The organism is Shewanella scandinavica, from assembly GCF_031932065.1.
Classification (GTDB): domain Bacteria; phylum Pseudomonadota; class Gammaproteobacteria; order Enterobacterales; family Shewanellaceae; genus Shewanella; species Shewanella baltica.
In genome coordinates this window covers 174931-189832 of record NZ_JAUOES010000010.1, presented here as the reverse complement: position 1 = coordinate 189832, position 14902 = coordinate 174931, and the positions used below count along the sequence as shown (strand labels likewise).

Here is a 14902-nt window from a genome sequence, read left to right as displayed (position 1 = left end):
TGTGGGAACTTAGATTCAACATCCGCTTGCTTACGTTGGGTATAGTAAGCCTTGTCCTCTTGATAACTCATCCCCTGCTGTACCTTAGCATTGTACTCGTCATACACTTCGCTTGGCGATTTAGGCGTTGTACAACCTATCAGCACAAGCACAGATATGGGCAGTAAGAAAATCGATTTCATCATCGAACCTCCAAAACTAGACATGTATTATCAATAAAAGTGAAATAATCCCTTTTAGTAACTCTGTCATACCTTTCCTTTAAAAATAGATAATTAAGATTTTTAAACTCAATTAACGCCACGTTTTCCAATCATGATCCAGTTGTTTAATACCATCAGGATAACGTGTAAATAGTTCATCGATTACTTTAGCTTGGCAGCGTTGCTCACTCAATTGCAGCAAAAGCTGCTTTAAGGTCACTCGACCTTGGCGAGTGCTAAAGAGGAAAGCCATAAAACTGTGAGCATGCTGGTATAACGCAGCTTGTTTTTGCCCCTGCCAATCATGGTCTGAAGCCGTTAATAGTTCACTCAATCCCATTGATAAAGAAATAGATTCGTCAACGACACGATATGCGTGACCTCGGCTGGAATTGTTTTGAATGATGGCATCATAACGATTATTTGTATCAATCGTTTCTAGAAAAGCGGGCGATTCAAAATATTCCGCCATGCCTTCATTAAACCAGCGCGGAGTATGACCAAATTGACCCGCATTAATGACATGAACGCTTTCGTGAATTGCAGTACGAAACGCTTGAGTATCTTCTCTGTGCCAAACTGCGGCCAAATTATGCTGACTTGAATAAAATCCTTGGCTTGCACCTACCGTGGATGCGTACTGTCTTTTAAGTTTATTATAGGCAGTTAAATTGCCTGCAAGCATCAAGTTAACCTTAATGGGCTGTAGGGTGCGCTTGGGTAGATATCGACGATAAATTTGATCGATTTGATTGATAGTGCTGGTCAGTCGGTCCCTAAAAAATGGCGGTGGAGTACTGACTAAGGAATCAATGTTTAATTCGAAATTGTATTTAGGTTCAGTATATTGAGTTAACTTACTCTCAGCTGATGCATGATTTATATCAGAAAAATGAGTTATGCCATTCTCATCAACCCAAGTATAAACACCCCCCACTTTTTGTTGTGCAATGCGTCCTTCTTGCACAGTCAACAAATCACAACCTAGGTACTGATCTTCACCATGATATTCATCTACTTGCTGCTTAATATTAGGCAGATCATTAACACGAGTCATTAATGGCATAGAGCTCGCTGAACACCATTGCCAATTCTGTTTTATACAAACTTGTTGCAACGGCTGAGCTAGCTCTGCAAATACTTGGGAAAACTCAACACGAAACCAACGACCATGATAATGATCAATCAGTAGCGCTAAAATCGCCATGATGAACAACATCAAAAAACTACGCTTAAATCGGCTATCCATCGCCCGTTTTCCTCAATATCTAAATTGCTGTGCTCGATAAGTCATTATCTGTCGCGTTAAAAGGCACAAAGGTCTTTTTATCGAGCCATAGAGGCGAGCGATTTTGTCCTGCAAGCTGATAAGCCCAAGTCGTAATGGCTTCAGAGCGATCACTCTCACAGACGAAATATCGGCTGAGTTCAGAGTGCAACGCTTGGCCATGCTGGATAATATTTTGCTCATACCAGTTATCTTTATGGTGCTGAGCGGCAAGATGATCGCGTTTATTGTTATTGCAACTGCTATGAGCGAGGACAAAATTATGCCCTAAATCATTAGGATATCGTGTCCAAGGAATAAAGTGATCCACTTCGCCAGTTTCTTTTAATGACTTATGGCAATAGAAGCATTGGCCCTTTTGGATATCAAGCAGCACAGGTCTAGCGTGAGTGATCGTCTGTCGGTCACTGCCAAATAGAAACTCGCTTAAATTGCCTTTATTGCCAATAACGACCTGATTTGCGGGAAACTCGGCGACTTTCTGCACCCATTGTGTGCGAGCTAATGACACCACTAAATCATGAAATCGCCTGAAGCAGAATGCGATACCCGGATTCAACTCGATATAATTTTTAGTTTTATCATGGGGATAAAGAAAACAATCTGCGTTTCGGGACAAAATTTGTAAGCGCCATAACGGGCCCTCTTTAACGGTGCCGCGCGTTTTACTGAATAGAGCAGGATAACTAAGATGCGCTTTTAACTGGGATAAACTGTTAACGCCTTGATTACGTAGCTCAATCAAACTGTTGATTAAGGCTGATTGCTTACCATTATTTTGGAGTAGAACAAAATGCGCATTAACAGCACCAAAAGGTAAAGAGTGTTGCCAATAGAGTTCAATAAACTTTTCAACCAGTTCATCAATACTGATCGCGGTTTTCTGTTCAGGATCGGCATTGAGTATTAATGGCCGTTCGATGCAGATATCGGCGATCGCATGCAGTAAGGCAAATTTATATGTTGCAACGAAATCCCCTTCAACCAACAGACGTTGTAAATAGCTAATAAATTCAACTTGTCTTCTCGCATCAATCGGCATGATGACGACCCTGAATAATAACGCTTGCTTCAGGTGCATTTACGCTTGGCATCAGTTTGGATGTAAAAACTAGCGTCTGCCAATGCACTTGTGTGCGACCGAGTTTGTCAGTCTCATCTTGGCTCGAATCTAAAAGTTGTAGCTGACAATCTGCAGCCAATGTGAGCAGTTCATCAGCACTAACGGGGTGCATAACGCGCGCATCGGGGCTTGGACCATGGCGCAAACTGATGACTAAAAGTCCCGTCAAATTGAGTAAACGTGAGAGTGTTGCCAGTGCAAGTGGGCGCTCAGAGGGTGATAAATGCATCCACACAGCGCTGAGTAAAATCAGATCAAACTGTTGCGCTAGGCCAACCACTTTTTGCAACTGAGGTAAACCATCCTCAATCCAGCTCACGGGCAAATCTCGGGTTAATACCTGCCCCATTTTCGCTAAAGTAATAGCAGGTTCGATTGCTATAATTTGCGTCTCTTTGCCCTGTGCCCTTTGGGCTAAGTAATGCACATCCCGCCCAGAACCGGCTCCAACATCCAATATCGACAGTGTATTTTTGGCGAGTAAAGGTAAAAGATGATGTAACCAACTTGAATGCACTTCTTCAAAGGTTTTAGACAAATACTGTGCCGCGAGTATTTCGGCGTGGTCATTATAAAATGCTATGCTCACTGACAAGGATCCTTTTGCAACAAGTGATTGTTTTTAATGAGGCTAACTTATCACAATCGCTTTTGATACAAAATACACGTCATCATTATCCTGCTGTTTTACATAAAATATTTTACGTTTTGCCGTTTTATGTCACAACGCAAATATTGGCGATTTAAAAAGGAAGTCTATTTAGGGAAGCGACATCTCTACATTTCTCCGTCGTTTTTTTTGCAGTGGTTTACACTCTATTAGTCAGAGAGAAAATACGCGCAATTGATTGAATCTGTTGCATCCTTCTGTGGAGAACAGAGTCAATTTTAGTATCAGTGTAAAAGGGTTTCATCGTCTCGGGCTGTGACGACATCGGGATGAAGGCCTAGGGCTCAATCATTTAGGATATCTATTGCCTATGAGTTTTGAAGATTCGTTAGAGCAACTTAAACGACAGTTTTTACATGCACTGCCGGATAAAAAGAAACAAATCATTACCTTGTGGATTTCGTTGCGTAAGAATTGGAATGCACACATGCTGTCGGCTGTGTATCGCGAGGTGCATAACTTAAAAGGGTCGAGCGAGACCTTTGGATTGTCGGATACCAAACAAATAGTCGATAAACTTGAGCTGCAGCTTAAAGGGTTGCTCAATGCGCCAGCTCCCGAACTTCCTACTATCAAAGGCTTAGATACCCTCTTCCACCAGTTGTTGCAAAACAATATGCGCGGTCAACCGTCGCCGCCTGTGGTGGAGGCGCAAATGCAGCAAAGTCCCTATAAACCGGCTAAGGCGCGGCATGATCATCATATTGCCATCATAGAAGACGATGGTAATGTCGGCGCAATGATCACAAAGCAACTGCGAGAGTTCGGTTTTAGTGTGCAGCATTTTTTGAATTTCACGAGCTTTCTGGTGGTGCAAAATGAAACGCCCTTCGATCTGATTCTATTGGATTTAATTCTGCCCGATTGGACTGAAGAGGCCTTGTTCGAAGCCGCCACAGAATTTGAAAAGAACAATACCCGAGTGTTTGTTTTATCCTCGCGGGGGGATTTTGACATGCGGTTGCTGGCCATTCGTGCCAACGTTAGCGAATATTTTGTCAAACCTGCGGAAACCACTTTATTGGTGCGCAAAATCCATCAATCTCTCAAGATGTCAGAGAAGCAGCCCTTGAAGGTGTTACTGGTGGATGATCAGCAATCTATGGTGGATTATTTTTCAAGCCTGTTACGCAGTCACGGTTTAATGGTGAAAGGGTTATCGAGCGCCGAGCAAGTCTTGCCTGCCCTTGAGCAGTTTGAACCCGATCTGTTTATCTTCGATTTATACATGCCTGAGGTAAACGGGCTTGAACTGGCAAAGATGATACGCCAATTGGATAAATACACGTCTAGCCCAATTCTAGTGTTGAGCTCTGACGATACTATGCAGAATAAAGTCAGCATCATACAAGCGGGATCGGATGACCTAATTTCGAAGCAAACCGCGCCGAGCTTATTTGTCGCGCAAGTGATTTCCCGCGCCCAACGTGGCCATGATATTCGCAGTTCGGCAAGCCGCGACAGCCTAACAGGGCTGTTAAACCATACCCAAATTCTGGTTGCCGCGAGACGTTGCTATAACGTGGCTAAACGAATTAACTCTCAAGTGTGTATTGCTATGTTCGATTTAGATCACTTTAAGAAGGTTAACGACACCTATGGCCATGCTGGTGGTGACAAGGTGTTGCTGGCCTTTGCCCATCTGTTACAACAATCCTTACGGCAAACGGACTTTACTGGTCGCTACGGTGGCGAGGAATTTATGCTAGTGCTGCCAGATATGCAAAAGCCACTGGCCATTGCTAAGTTAAATGCGATCCGCGAGAGCTTTAGCCATATTGTATTTGTCGAAGATGGCGTCGAGTTTAAAGTGACGCTCAGCGGCGGCTTAGTGTTCTCGGACGAATGTGAAGAGTTTCAAGATTGCTTATTACTTGCAGATAAACACTTGTACGAAGCGAAACGATTAGGCCGAAATCAGTTAGTGGTTTCACCAAGTGAGCAGGATTAACTCAATTAACCCAGCCACAGTATCAGTCAAGTAGTCATGTCTTATTATCTGGCTCACCGCCAGATTGATGGTTAATGTTGAAGACCATTCAATGTCGCCATCACAGTGAGCTTAAGTGGTTGATAAGTTTGTTCGGCATTAGTGATAACTCCACCACATAATCCACCGCGCGGCACTTTATCGCTTCCCTTGGCATACCAAATACCACACAACTTTGTTCATCTTGGGCAAAGGTGGTGACGCCTTTTTGATGCAGCACCACCATACCTTCGGCGCCATCTTTGCCCATGCCGGTTAATATCATTGCGCTGATATTAGGCGCGGCGCATTGGGCCAAGGCATTAAACATCACATCGACCGACGGCCTGTGGCCGCTGACCTTTTCATCTTGGGTTAATTTGACTTTATAACTACCACCCACTTTGATGATCTCAAGGTGATGATCGCCAGGGGCAACATAGGCATAACTGGGTAAGAGTCGTTCCCCATGCTCGGCTTCTTTGACAGTGATCCGTGACTGTCGGTTTAAACGTTCGGCAAAAGTGCGGGTAAACCCCGCGGGCATATGTTGGGTGATCACTATCGGCGGCATAGCCGCAGGTAAGTGCTGTAACACATACAAAATGGCTTCGGTGCCGCCTGTGGAGGCACCTATTGCAACTAAATGCTGTGTCAGGGTTGTATTGGCCAATACCGGCCGCTTACTCGACACTGGGCGTGTTGGCTCAACAAATTTTTGCGGTTTGATGATGTTGGCTTTCGCGGCGGATTTGATCTTATCTAAAATCAAATCCTGATAATCATGGATATCTTGGGGCGAGTCTAATTTCGGTTTCGGGATAAAATCTACCGCGCCTAAGGCTAAGGCGTTAAAGGTCGCATCTGCGCCCTGCTCGGTTAACGAAGAAATCATCACTACCGCTGTGGGTCTGGCTTTCATCAAGCGGTCCAGAAAGGTTAAGCCATCCACTTTGGGCATTTCGATATCTAAAGTAATCACATCGGGGCGAAATTGATTCACCATATCCTTGGCCTCATAGGCATCGGCAGCTTGCCCAACCAGAGACAGTTCTGGGTCAGCCTCAATCATTTTACCCAGTAGGCTGCGCATCAGCGCTGAATCATCAACAACGAGTACTTTGATCGTCATAACTTAATCACCAAATAGTTCAACGTCGCCGCCCGTGGGGAGATTACGAACCCGTAAGCGGTACTCGCTTTCTCGGTCAAGAATCGTGCTGTTGTGTAAACTTTTAATTTTGCGAACTTTCACTTTGCCCGTATGGGGAAAGAAATATACTTTACGTGGGTACACATCGAGTAAATCGGCGGCAATAATCGGGATATTTTCCGTATTAAGATATTCAATTACAAACTCAGCATTACGCTCACCAATGTTATGCAGTGTAAAACCTTGCAACATGTTGCCGCCACCAAATACCTTTGCCTCAATTGCGCTTCGACGTGCACCGAGTTTTAGTAAGTCATTTAATAACAGTTCCATTGCATACACACCGTAGCGGGCAGAGTCGGCGAGCACTCCAGTGCTATTACTGTTATCGCTTGGTAATAGAAAGTGATTCATCCCGCCGATTTTGAGCTTAGGATCATACAAGCACACTGACACGCAGGAGCCAAGCACTGTCACTATCATGGTATTTTCACGGGTGGCAAAATATTCGCCGGGTAAGATCTTCACCGCATCGCAACCAAAATGACTATCATGGTAGCGATTCGGCTCTGTAACGGCATATTCGATATTAGGTTTTAGCACTCGAACTCCCTTTCGCTGCTCGATAAGTAGTCTGTCCAACCGCCGTTATAATCTGCGGAAACATATTAAAATTTTCCGAATGTCCCGCAATATAAAGTCCATCCTCACTCAGGGAGTTCATCATGTGCTTTAAAATGACTTCCTGGGTTTCTTTATCAAAATAAATCATCACATTTCGGCAAAAAATCACATCGATTGGCGTTTTTAACGGCCAAAATGAGTCGAGTAAATTGATGCGGGTAAACTGGATCATCTGCCTTAGCTCTGGCACAACTCTGGCATTACCAAACTGAGCTCCTTTTCCTCGATGGAAGAATCGTTTTTTACGTATCTCACTGATCGCTTCAATTCTTTCCAGGGGATAAATACCTTGTTCGGCTTTATGCAGTACGCCACTATCGATATCGGAGGCAATGATCTCAATGGGGGTATTAAAGTTGCCAAAGTGTTCTGCCACTACCATAGCTATCGAATAAGGCTCTTCACCTGTACTACTGGCTGCGCACCAAATTCTTTTTGTATCAGGATGTTCCAATAAGTACTTCCTGAGAATCTCGAAATGATGTGGCTCCCTAAAAAATGCCGTCTGATTGGTGGTTAAGGCGTTAATAAATTCTTGGTGTTCACTTTCCTGTGCGAGCAGATAGTCAAAGTACGCTGAAAAACCGGACAATTTCAGTGTCCGGATCCGCCGCACTAAACGGCTGTACACCATAGCATCCTTGCTATCGGCAAGTTTAATACCTGAAAACCGATACAGCGTCGTCCGCGCGGTATTAAAGTGCGCTGTGGTATAGGCAAACTCCCGCTCCAACGATTTAAGCTCGCTCAATTAAAATTCTTCCCATTCATCATGATCCACTTTTTTCAATTTTGGCATGGGCATTTTTGCTTTAACGGGCATACGAGCAACCGTCAGCGAGGTGGTGTTTGCCGTAAGCTTTTTCTTCTTTGTGGGTTGAACAACATGCGGCTGTTCATCGTCATCTACGCGGAAGCTGGCAACACTGTCTGATAATTGTTGCGCTTGAGATTGCATGCTTTCAGCAGCGGCGGCAGCTTCTTCAACCAAGGCCGCATTTTGCTGGGTCATTTCATCCATTTGCACCACAGCTTTGCTGATCTCATCTATACCAAGTGCTTGTTCATTGGACGCTGAGGCAATCTCCGCCATGATGTCGTTCACCCGTTTAATGGCAATGACGATTTCTTTCATGGTATCGCCGGACTTACCGACGAGACTGTTGCCGCTTTCGATCTTAGTGACAGAATCCGAGATCAATGCCTTGATATCTTTAGCGGCATTGGCCGAGCGTTGGGCTAAGCTGCGTACTTCTGATGCGACTACTGCAAAGCCGCGTCCTTGCTCACCCGCCCGCGCGGCTTCAACGGCGGCATTAAGCGCTAAGATATTGGTTTGGAATGCAATACCATCGATAACACCAATGATGTCGGCAATCTTACGCGCCGATTCATTAATCGATGCCATGGTCTGGACAACTTGCTGGATAAGCTCACCACCGTCCACCGCCACTTCAGCGGCTTTAGATGCTAAGGCATTGGCTTGACTGGCGTTATCCGCATTGAGTTTCACTGTACCTGTGAGTTCCTCCATGCTGGCGGAGGTTTCTTCTAGGCTCGAAGCTTGCTCTTCGGTGCGGCTGGATAAATCGGCGTTACCTTGGGCAATTTCTGCTGAGGCGGTATTGATGGTATCCGCAGCTCGTTGGATATCTTGGATCATGAAGGATAGCTTTTCAGCGGTTTGATTTGAGTAGTTTTTCAAATCATTGAAGGTGCCTTCATAGTCGTTATAAATGCGGGTAGTCAGATCGCCATCCGCCAGCGCCATCAGCACGCGGGCCACATCTTGCAGTCCACGGTCAGAGGTTTCAATTAACGAATTTAAGTTGTTCGCCAGCATCAGGAAGAAACCTTGCTTGCCTTCGGTGTCCGCCCTTTGGGAGAAATCACCCGCAGCTGCTGCGGTCACAATGCGGGAAATCTCCTGCTCAGTTTGCACTTCAATAGTGCGGTCGAGCCATTCAACCACAGTCCCTAAACGCTCGCCTTCTTTAGACACTATGGGGCTGGCCGTTAAACGGAAATGGCAGCTGGCCACCTTAATCAGCGATTCATATTTGCGGTCTAATTTATCGAGTAGACTCGCTTGGTGGGCAGGATTGCGGTGGAAGATATCCATCGAGCTGCCGAGGATTTTATCCACAGAAAAATGCGGTAAAGCCTGCCTAATTTCATGCTCCGACTGACGTAACATGGCTTCGACCGAGCGATTCATATAAATGATGGTACGGTTAGCATCGGCGATCATGACGTTGGTACTGGTATTATTGAGCGCTTCCATAATGCGCTGGGTTGCTCGCTCGGCTTCAATACTTTCGGTGCGATCTATCCACTCGACACCTGTACCTAAATGTTTATTTTCAGCCGTGATAATCGGCGTCAAAATCAACCTAAAGGTACGTTTGCCAATGGTGATTTGTGCAGTATGGGACTGAGTTAAGCGCTCTAACAGATTGCGTTGATGCGCTGGATTTTTATGGAAAATATCGATATTACTGCCGATCAGTTTGGCTACCGAGAATTGAGGCAACTCTTTACGAATATCGTCCTCGGCCTCTTGCAGCAAACGGACGACGGCTTTATTCGCATAGATGATATTGCGCTGACTGTCAGCAATCATGAAGCTGTTGCCGCTGTTATCTAGCAACTGAAAATAGCGCTGACGTTCTTCATCCTTTTCTAGGCTTGCTTCAGCATTTCCAAATATATTAAAGATACCCATTATTATTGCTCCTGATCAGTCAGACTATTTGCATCAATTAGACCCAGCTCATCACTGCTGATCAGAGCCTGAATATTTACCAGAATTACCATCTTATCTTCAACCGTGGCTAAGCCTTTGAGGTAGCGACTATCGAATGCCACCCCAAATTCTGGTGCGGGTAAGATTTCCTCAGTCGACAGCTTAATTACATCGGATACGGCATCGACCACTATGCCAACAATGCGCTCGAACACGTTGAGCATAATAACGATAGTGAACTCGTTATAAGTGGCTGCTCCAACAGCAAACTTCATCCGTAAATCGACTATGGGCACTATGTCACCGCGCAGATTTAACACACCTTTAATAAAGCTGGGGGCGTTGGCGATTTTAGTGACTGGCTCATAACCGCGAATTTCTTTCACGGACATAATATCGAGGGCATAGTGCTCATCACCCAATACAAAGCTCAAAAACTCGACTTCATCTTGGGAACTGTATTCCACTTTGGCGGCCATGGTTGATCGACTCTCCATTTGCTGTTCCTTAATTTTTGATGTGCAATGCAAGCGATTCGACATCGAGGATCAAAGCAACGCTACCATCACCCATGATGGTGGCGCCGGAAACTCCGGGAATCCTGCGGTAATGTTTTTCAAGACTCTTGATCACGACTTGCTGCTGGCCAACTAAGGCATCAACGCACAGGCCAAAGCGCTTGTGGTTGCTTTCGAGCAATACCACTATGCCCTCTTCTGGCGTGCTAGCCTTGGGCTCAATCTCCATCAGTTGATGAAGATTAAGTAGAGGTAAGTACTCTTCACGCACTTTTAGGAGTCTTTCTTTGGCTAGAAATTTGAGTTGTTCGGTTTGCGGCTGAATGGATTCTATGATGTGTACTAAGGGTAAAATGTAGATCTGATTGCCAACAGACACACTCATACCATCGACAATCGCAAGGGTGAGCGGCAATTGGATCTCAAAGGTCGCGCCTTTACCCTGCACTGAGTCAATATCGATTCTCCCTCCTAGAGCTTCAATATTTCGGCGCACCACGTCCATACCGACACCTCGACCAGACACGTCTGTCACTTCCTGCGCGGTTGAAAAACCTGCGGCAAAAATCAATTGCCAGACTTGCTTGTCGCTTGCATTCTCCGCGATAGTAATACTATTCTCCTTCGCCTTTTGGAGAATACGCTCACGACATAAACCTGCGCCATCATCGTACACTGCAATGACTATGCTGCCGCCACGTTGACTCGCTCTGAGAGAAAGTTGCCCAATTTCTGCTTTACCTGCAGCCAAACGAATGTCGGGTTTTTCGATGCCATGATCTAAGCTATTGCGCACTAAGTGGGTCAGCGGATCGACAAGCTTTTCAATCATGCCCTTATCAATTTCTGTGTTGCCGCCTTCAATCACGAGATTGACGTTTTTACCCAGCTGCTCAGAAAGATCCCTCACTAAACGGTTGAAACGGTTAAACACAAAAGATACCGGCAGCATACGCACCGACATCACGGCCTCTTGCATCTCACGGGTATTACGTTCCAATTCATTGAGTGCAGTCTTAAGGCGCTCGCCTATCTCGCCAGTCAACTCATTCCCAATCAGAGTCAACATAGACTGAGTTATGACCAATTCGCCCGCCAGATTGACCAGAGTATCGATTTTGGAGGTTTCGACCCTTAAGGTGGCATCCGGAGCTGACGCGGCGGTTTTTTTAGTCGCCGTTTTCACCTCAGCTTGAGTATTTTTTGGCGTAACGGCTGGATTGAGTGCTGCAGTTGAGCTTGGAGTTACCTTTGTACTTGCTGACACGCTGGTTGCTGGAGGTGCTTTGGGCTCTGTTTCCTTCTCTTTAAATATGCTACGTTTTGCTTGAGTATTAGCGGTCACCTTAACTTGATTCGCCCTATTAGTGGCAGGTTTAGCAGCCGCAGGTTCCACAAGTTTTGAGCTCAGTAATTCGATTTCATTGGCAAAAGATTCAGGGGTTAATGCCTCAAAAAAACCAAAACCCAATTCATCATCAGAGGCAGTAACTAACTGCTCTGCGGTACTATTGACACTGACACTAACCTCAGATGTTAAACTCTCAACGCTAATATCTTCAGCTTGATAAGCCTCTTCAAAAAATCCAAAGTCTTCACCTTCGATAACAATATCGCGCTCCATTTCATCTTCGAAAAATCCAAAACCCAGCTCATCCTCGGTTTCCACTAGTGCAGAAGGCTCTGCATTGAGAGTTGGAGTCACAGGAGTGTTAGCGATATCAGTGCCATTTCGTACTGCAACCGATGAGCTAAAGGATTCGCCATTTAACGCTGCGACCAATTGGCTTTTACTGTACTCAACCTCCTGCCAATCAATTTGTTCTTCTTCGCGGTACAGACTCAAAATATGGGATAGCGTATCAACGGTACTCAGCAGTAAATCGATAATCGATGAGGTGAGTTGGAAGTTGCCCTTGCGGGTCTTATCCAGCAGGTTTTCCATCACATGGGTGACACTGGTCAGTGCGGTAAAACCAAAAATACCACTGCCACCTTTAATCGAGTGGGCGGCACGGAAAATCGTGTTCAGTTCTTCAGGATCGGGAGAAGCAAGGTCCAATGCCAATAGCAATTGTTCCATATTTTCAAGATGTTCATGACTTTCTTCAAAAAAGACCTGATGGAACTCGGCCATATTGATGGACATAGCGCACCCCGTTGCAGTTAACCCAGCACTTTAGCCGTAATAGCCAACAGCTTTTGAGGATCAAAGGGTTTTACCATCCACCCAGTTGCACCTGCCGCTTTTCCTTGCGCCTTCATGTCATCGCCCGCTTCGGTCGTAAGCATAATGATCGGCGTACGCATAAATGCCGACATAGCACGTAAGGATTTAATTAAGGTCAGTCCATCCATTCGCGGCATATTCTGATCCGTCAGGATAAAATCAAATCTTTGCCCATTACAAAGATCGAGGGCTTCACGGCCATCTTTGGCCAGTACCACTTGGTAACTAGCCGATTTAAGGGTCGCTTCGACCATTTGTCGAATCGCAGCGGAATCATCAACCACTAATATTTTTTTACTCATGCGCTATTCCATTATGACTTTCGTTATATTTCCTGGTGATACTAATTCGTAGGTCTTAGATAATGTTTTCACCAGTGAGAGCCCTCGTCCAGAAAGCTGAGGGATATCTACAACAGTATTTTTATATCCCTTAAATCCTTGACCACTATCTGCTACACATATATGCAACTCATTCGTTATGGAACACCAAACCAAGCTCACTTTCACCCAATCATTCATTGTGAGTCGTGCTGAAGAACTGTCCCTAATACTATGGTACAATTCGAAACCATCCGGATCACTTTTTAGCCGAGAATCTAATTTTAGTACACCATGATCGATAGCATTGCTAAATAGTTCGGCAACCACAGTGAAAACCCTTTGGCAAAAACTTGTCGCGAATCCAAACATGCCTAAGAATTGATTTAAAGAATTTAAATATTCAGCACTTAACAACATTGGCCCAGCGAGTTTGACCTCCCAATCAAATTCGCCATCCATATTTGACCGAACAAGGCAGATATCATACTGTTGATGCCACTCACTCAATCGTTCAAAGTCTAATGTGCATACTGTAATATCATCCGTTATAGGCTTACCATCGAAAACGTTTTTAAAGTTTTCTGTTAAGTATGGGATAAGCTCACTCGCGTGTTGAATAAATAATGAGTTTAAAGTTTCAATGCCGAATGGTTTGTTTTCATTAGTGTATTGTTCAATTAATCCATCACTAAATAAACAGGCATGACCGACAACGGGTAAATCAACCGTAGCAATATCCGCCACGAAGGTTTGGGGAGGCAAAATGCCAAGTGCCATGTTTGTTGATTTGAATTTTATGACATTTTTTACAGGATAATGGTCTGAGACTGTTTCAGTTTCAAGATGGTTTTTGATATATACGGGTGGCATGCCGCCGTTCCAAATATGTATTTTTTTTCGAAAAAAATCGACTTCTAAAACAATACAAGCAACAAAGCGATCATCAGGGTTTTCTCTATGTACTTTTGAGTTCAGTTCATATATTAGCGTTGCTAATGAAAACCCCTTTGAAACCATGGCTCTAAATGTACTAGCAACACGCATAATTGGCATTGCTGCACTTAATCCGTGACCCGTTGAATCTGCAAGCATAAGGAAAAAATTGCCATTAGGAGCTAACCCTTTAAGGATTATGTCACCACTAAAATTGGCACTTGCCTGGCAGAAAGTACGAACAAACTCGAATTGGGTATTATCAATATTGACTAAGTGCTCGAATAAGTTCCTAGCCATTTTTTCTTCTCTGGCTTTCTCATACAGCATTTTTTCAAGTTCAATTCTTTGTAACTTAACTTCATGCTGTAACTTAACCCGAGTTAATAAGCACTCGACTTTATACCAAAATATCTCAAGGTTAATCGGCTTAACAACAAAATCTAATACGCCCATTCGAAAACATTCTAATACGGATTGATGTTCCTTAGTATTGCTGATCACTATGACTGGAGTTGTTATTTTTTCTTCATTTAAATGTTCAAGTAAAATTAGAGCTGTACCATCTGGCTGCCAAAAGTTAATCAGTACAAGGTCAATCTTATATTGTGACAATTCTGAGAATGCTTCCTCAAGATTATTACAGACAATGACGTGGTAACCTTTCTCATGAATAAAGTCACTAATTGTCTGGCTCATTATGACATCGTCATCGATGACTAATATATAGTTCTTCTTTGCTATTAATGATTTCATGACTAGCAATTCTCTATAATGTAGAGTTTCTGCATGTTAGCAATATTGAGTATTTCCTCGGCTTGACCATGTGCACCTTTAATAGAGGTCGAAATATGTAGCTCCTGTGCCTTACGATGTAGTAATACCATCATACCTAAAGCAGAACTATCCAAATAAAGCACTCGGCTAAAATCGAGAATAATATGATTAATACCTTCCAGTTTTATGATGCTTTGATAACTGTACGTAAATGTTTTGTGATAATAGAAATCAAAGCGTTCTGGCAATGGAATCGTTTGAATATTCGACATTATGATATCCCTA

At 44.1% G+C, this 14902-nt stretch carries 14 protein-coding genes; 1 reads left to right on the top strand and 13 read right to left on the bottom strand.

The window, feature by feature from the left end; translation table 11 throughout:
- From Q4Q50_RS11295 to Q4Q50_RS11280, 4 genes are all read right to left on the bottom strand, one after another.
- The coding region (locus tag Q4Q50_RS11295; RefSeq protein WP_311899361.1) for a hypothetical protein at positions 1 to 185 on the bottom strand (185 nt) is incomplete at its 3' end.
- Positions 186 to 294: 109 nt separating this feature from the next.
- A complete protein-coding gene (locus tag Q4Q50_RS11290; RefSeq protein ID WP_311899360.1) occupies positions 295 to 1410 on the bottom strand; it encodes a DUF1570 domain-containing protein in 1116 nt (371 codons plus the stop codon).
- Positions 1411 to 1471: 61 nt separating this feature from the next.
- A complete protein-coding gene (locus Q4Q50_RS11285) occupies positions 1472 to 2533 on the bottom strand; it encodes an HNH endonuclease (protein WP_311899359.1) in 1062 nt (353 codons plus the stop codon).
- Positions 2523 to 3203 carry a class I SAM-dependent methyltransferase gene (locus tag Q4Q50_RS11280; protein ID WP_311899357.1) on the bottom strand — a complete coding sequence of 227 codons (681 nt, stop codon included), beginning with the start codon at positions 3201 to 3203 and terminating at the stop codon, positions 2523 to 2525. The genes Q4Q50_RS11285 and Q4Q50_RS11280 overlap by 11 nt, the downstream gene beginning before the upstream one ends.
- A gap of 391 nt (positions 3204 to 3594) precedes the next feature.
- On the opposite strand from Q4Q50_RS11280, the gene Q4Q50_RS11275 reads away from it, so the two are divergent.
- A complete protein-coding gene (locus tag Q4Q50_RS11275) occupies positions 3595 to 5235 on the top strand; it encodes a diguanylate cyclase (RefSeq protein WP_311899356.1) in 1641 nt (546 codons plus the stop codon).
- A gap of 100 nt (positions 5236 to 5335) precedes the next feature.
- Here Q4Q50_RS11275 and Q4Q50_RS11270 read toward each other — a convergent pair whose 3' ends face one another.
- Genes Q4Q50_RS11270 through Q4Q50_RS11230 form a run of 9 tightly spaced genes read right to left on the bottom strand, consistent with a single transcriptional unit; the run spans position 5336 to position 14889 of the window.
- The gene (locus Q4Q50_RS11270) at positions 5336 to 6385 is read right to left on the bottom strand and encodes a protein-glutamate methylesterase/protein-glutamine glutaminase (RefSeq protein ID WP_311899354.1); all 1050 of its coding nucleotides are present in this window, start codon (positions 6383 to 6385) and stop codon (positions 5336 to 5338) included.
- A 3-nt stretch (positions 6386 to 6388) separates the two neighbouring features.
- Positions 6389 to 7009 (bottom strand): chemoreceptor glutamine deamidase CheD, encoded by a 621-nt coding sequence (gene cheD / locus Q4Q50_RS11265; RefSeq protein ID WP_011846809.1) that lies wholly within the window; start codon positions 7007 to 7009, stop codon positions 6389 to 6391.
- Positions 6996 to 7841, bottom strand: coding sequence for a CheR family methyltransferase (locus Q4Q50_RS11260; RefSeq protein ID WP_011846808.1), 846 nt, complete (start codon positions 7839 to 7841; stop codon positions 6996 to 6998). The genes cheD and Q4Q50_RS11260 overlap by 14 nt, the downstream gene beginning before the upstream one ends.
- Positions 7842 to 9815, bottom strand: coding sequence for a methyl-accepting chemotaxis protein (locus Q4Q50_RS11255; protein WP_311899353.1), 1974 nt, complete (start codon positions 9813 to 9815; stop codon positions 7842 to 7844).
- A gap of 2 nt (positions 9816 to 9817) precedes the next feature.
- Positions 9818 to 10333: a chemotaxis protein CheW gene (locus Q4Q50_RS11250; RefSeq protein WP_259509783.1), complete on the bottom strand. Its 516-nt coding sequence runs from the start codon at positions 10331 to 10333 to the stop codon at positions 9818 to 9820.
- Between the two features lie 10 nt (positions 10334 to 10343).
- Positions 10344 to 12503, bottom strand: coding sequence for a chemotaxis protein CheA (locus tag Q4Q50_RS11245; protein WP_311899350.1), 2160 nt, complete (start codon positions 12501 to 12503; stop codon positions 10344 to 10346).
- Positions 12504 to 12520: 17 nt separating this feature from the next.
- Complete coding sequence (locus Q4Q50_RS11240) at positions 12521 to 12886, bottom strand: response regulator (protein ID WP_063882919.1); 366 nt, start codon at positions 12884 to 12886, stop codon at positions 12521 to 12523.
- Between the two features lie 3 nt (positions 12887 to 12889).
- Positions 12890 to 14596, bottom strand: a complete 1707-nt coding sequence (locus Q4Q50_RS11235) for a SpoIIE family protein phosphatase (protein WP_311899348.1) — start codon at positions 14594 to 14596, stop codon at positions 12890 to 12892.
- A 2-nt stretch (positions 14597 to 14598) separates the two neighbouring features.
- Positions 14599 to 14889 (bottom strand): STAS domain-containing protein, encoded by a 291-nt coding sequence (locus tag Q4Q50_RS11230; protein ID WP_011846801.1) that lies wholly within the window; start codon positions 14887 to 14889, stop codon positions 14599 to 14601.
- Positions 14890 to 14902 lie beyond the last annotated feature (13 nt).

Excerpts from the sequence above, each read along its gene's own strand:
- Q4Q50_RS11240 (WP_063882919.1), bottom strand. The coding sequence starts at position 12,886 with ATGAGTAAAAAAATATTAGTGGTTGATGATTCCGCTGCGATTCGACAA.
- Q4Q50_RS11250 (WP_259509783.1), bottom strand. The coding sequence starts at position 10,333 with ATGGAGAGTCGATCAACCATGGCCGCCAAAGTGGAATACAGTTCCCAA.
- Q4Q50_RS11285 (WP_311899359.1), bottom strand. The coding sequence starts at position 2,533 with ATGCCGATTGATGCGAGAAGACAAGTTGAATTTATTAGCTATTTACAA.
- Q4Q50_RS11245 (WP_311899350.1), bottom strand. The coding sequence starts at position 12,503 with ATGTCCATCAATATGGCCGAGTTCCATCAGGTCTTTTTTGAAGAAAGT.
- Q4Q50_RS11230 (WP_011846801.1), bottom strand. The coding sequence starts at position 14,889 with ATGTCGAATATTCAAACGATTCCATTGCCAGAACGCTTTGATTTCTAT.
- Q4Q50_RS11290 (WP_311899360.1), bottom strand. The coding sequence starts at position 1,410 with ATGGCGATTTTAGCGCTACTGATTGATCATTATCATGGTCGTTGGTTT.
- Q4Q50_RS11270 (WP_311899354.1), bottom strand. The coding sequence starts at position 6,385 with ATGACGATCAAAGTACTCGTTGTTGATGATTCAGCGCTGATGCGCAGC.
- Q4Q50_RS11255 (WP_311899353.1), bottom strand. The coding sequence starts at position 9,815 with ATGGGTATCTTTAATATATTTGGAAATGCTGAAGCAAGCCTAGAAAAG.
- Q4Q50_RS11235 (WP_311899348.1), bottom strand. The coding sequence starts at position 14,596 with ATGAAATCATTAATAGCAAAGAAGAACTATATATTAGTCATCGATGAC.
- Q4Q50_RS11275 (WP_311899356.1), top strand. The coding sequence starts at position 3,595 with ATGAGTTTTGAAGATTCGTTAGAGCAACTTAAACGACAGTTTTTACAT.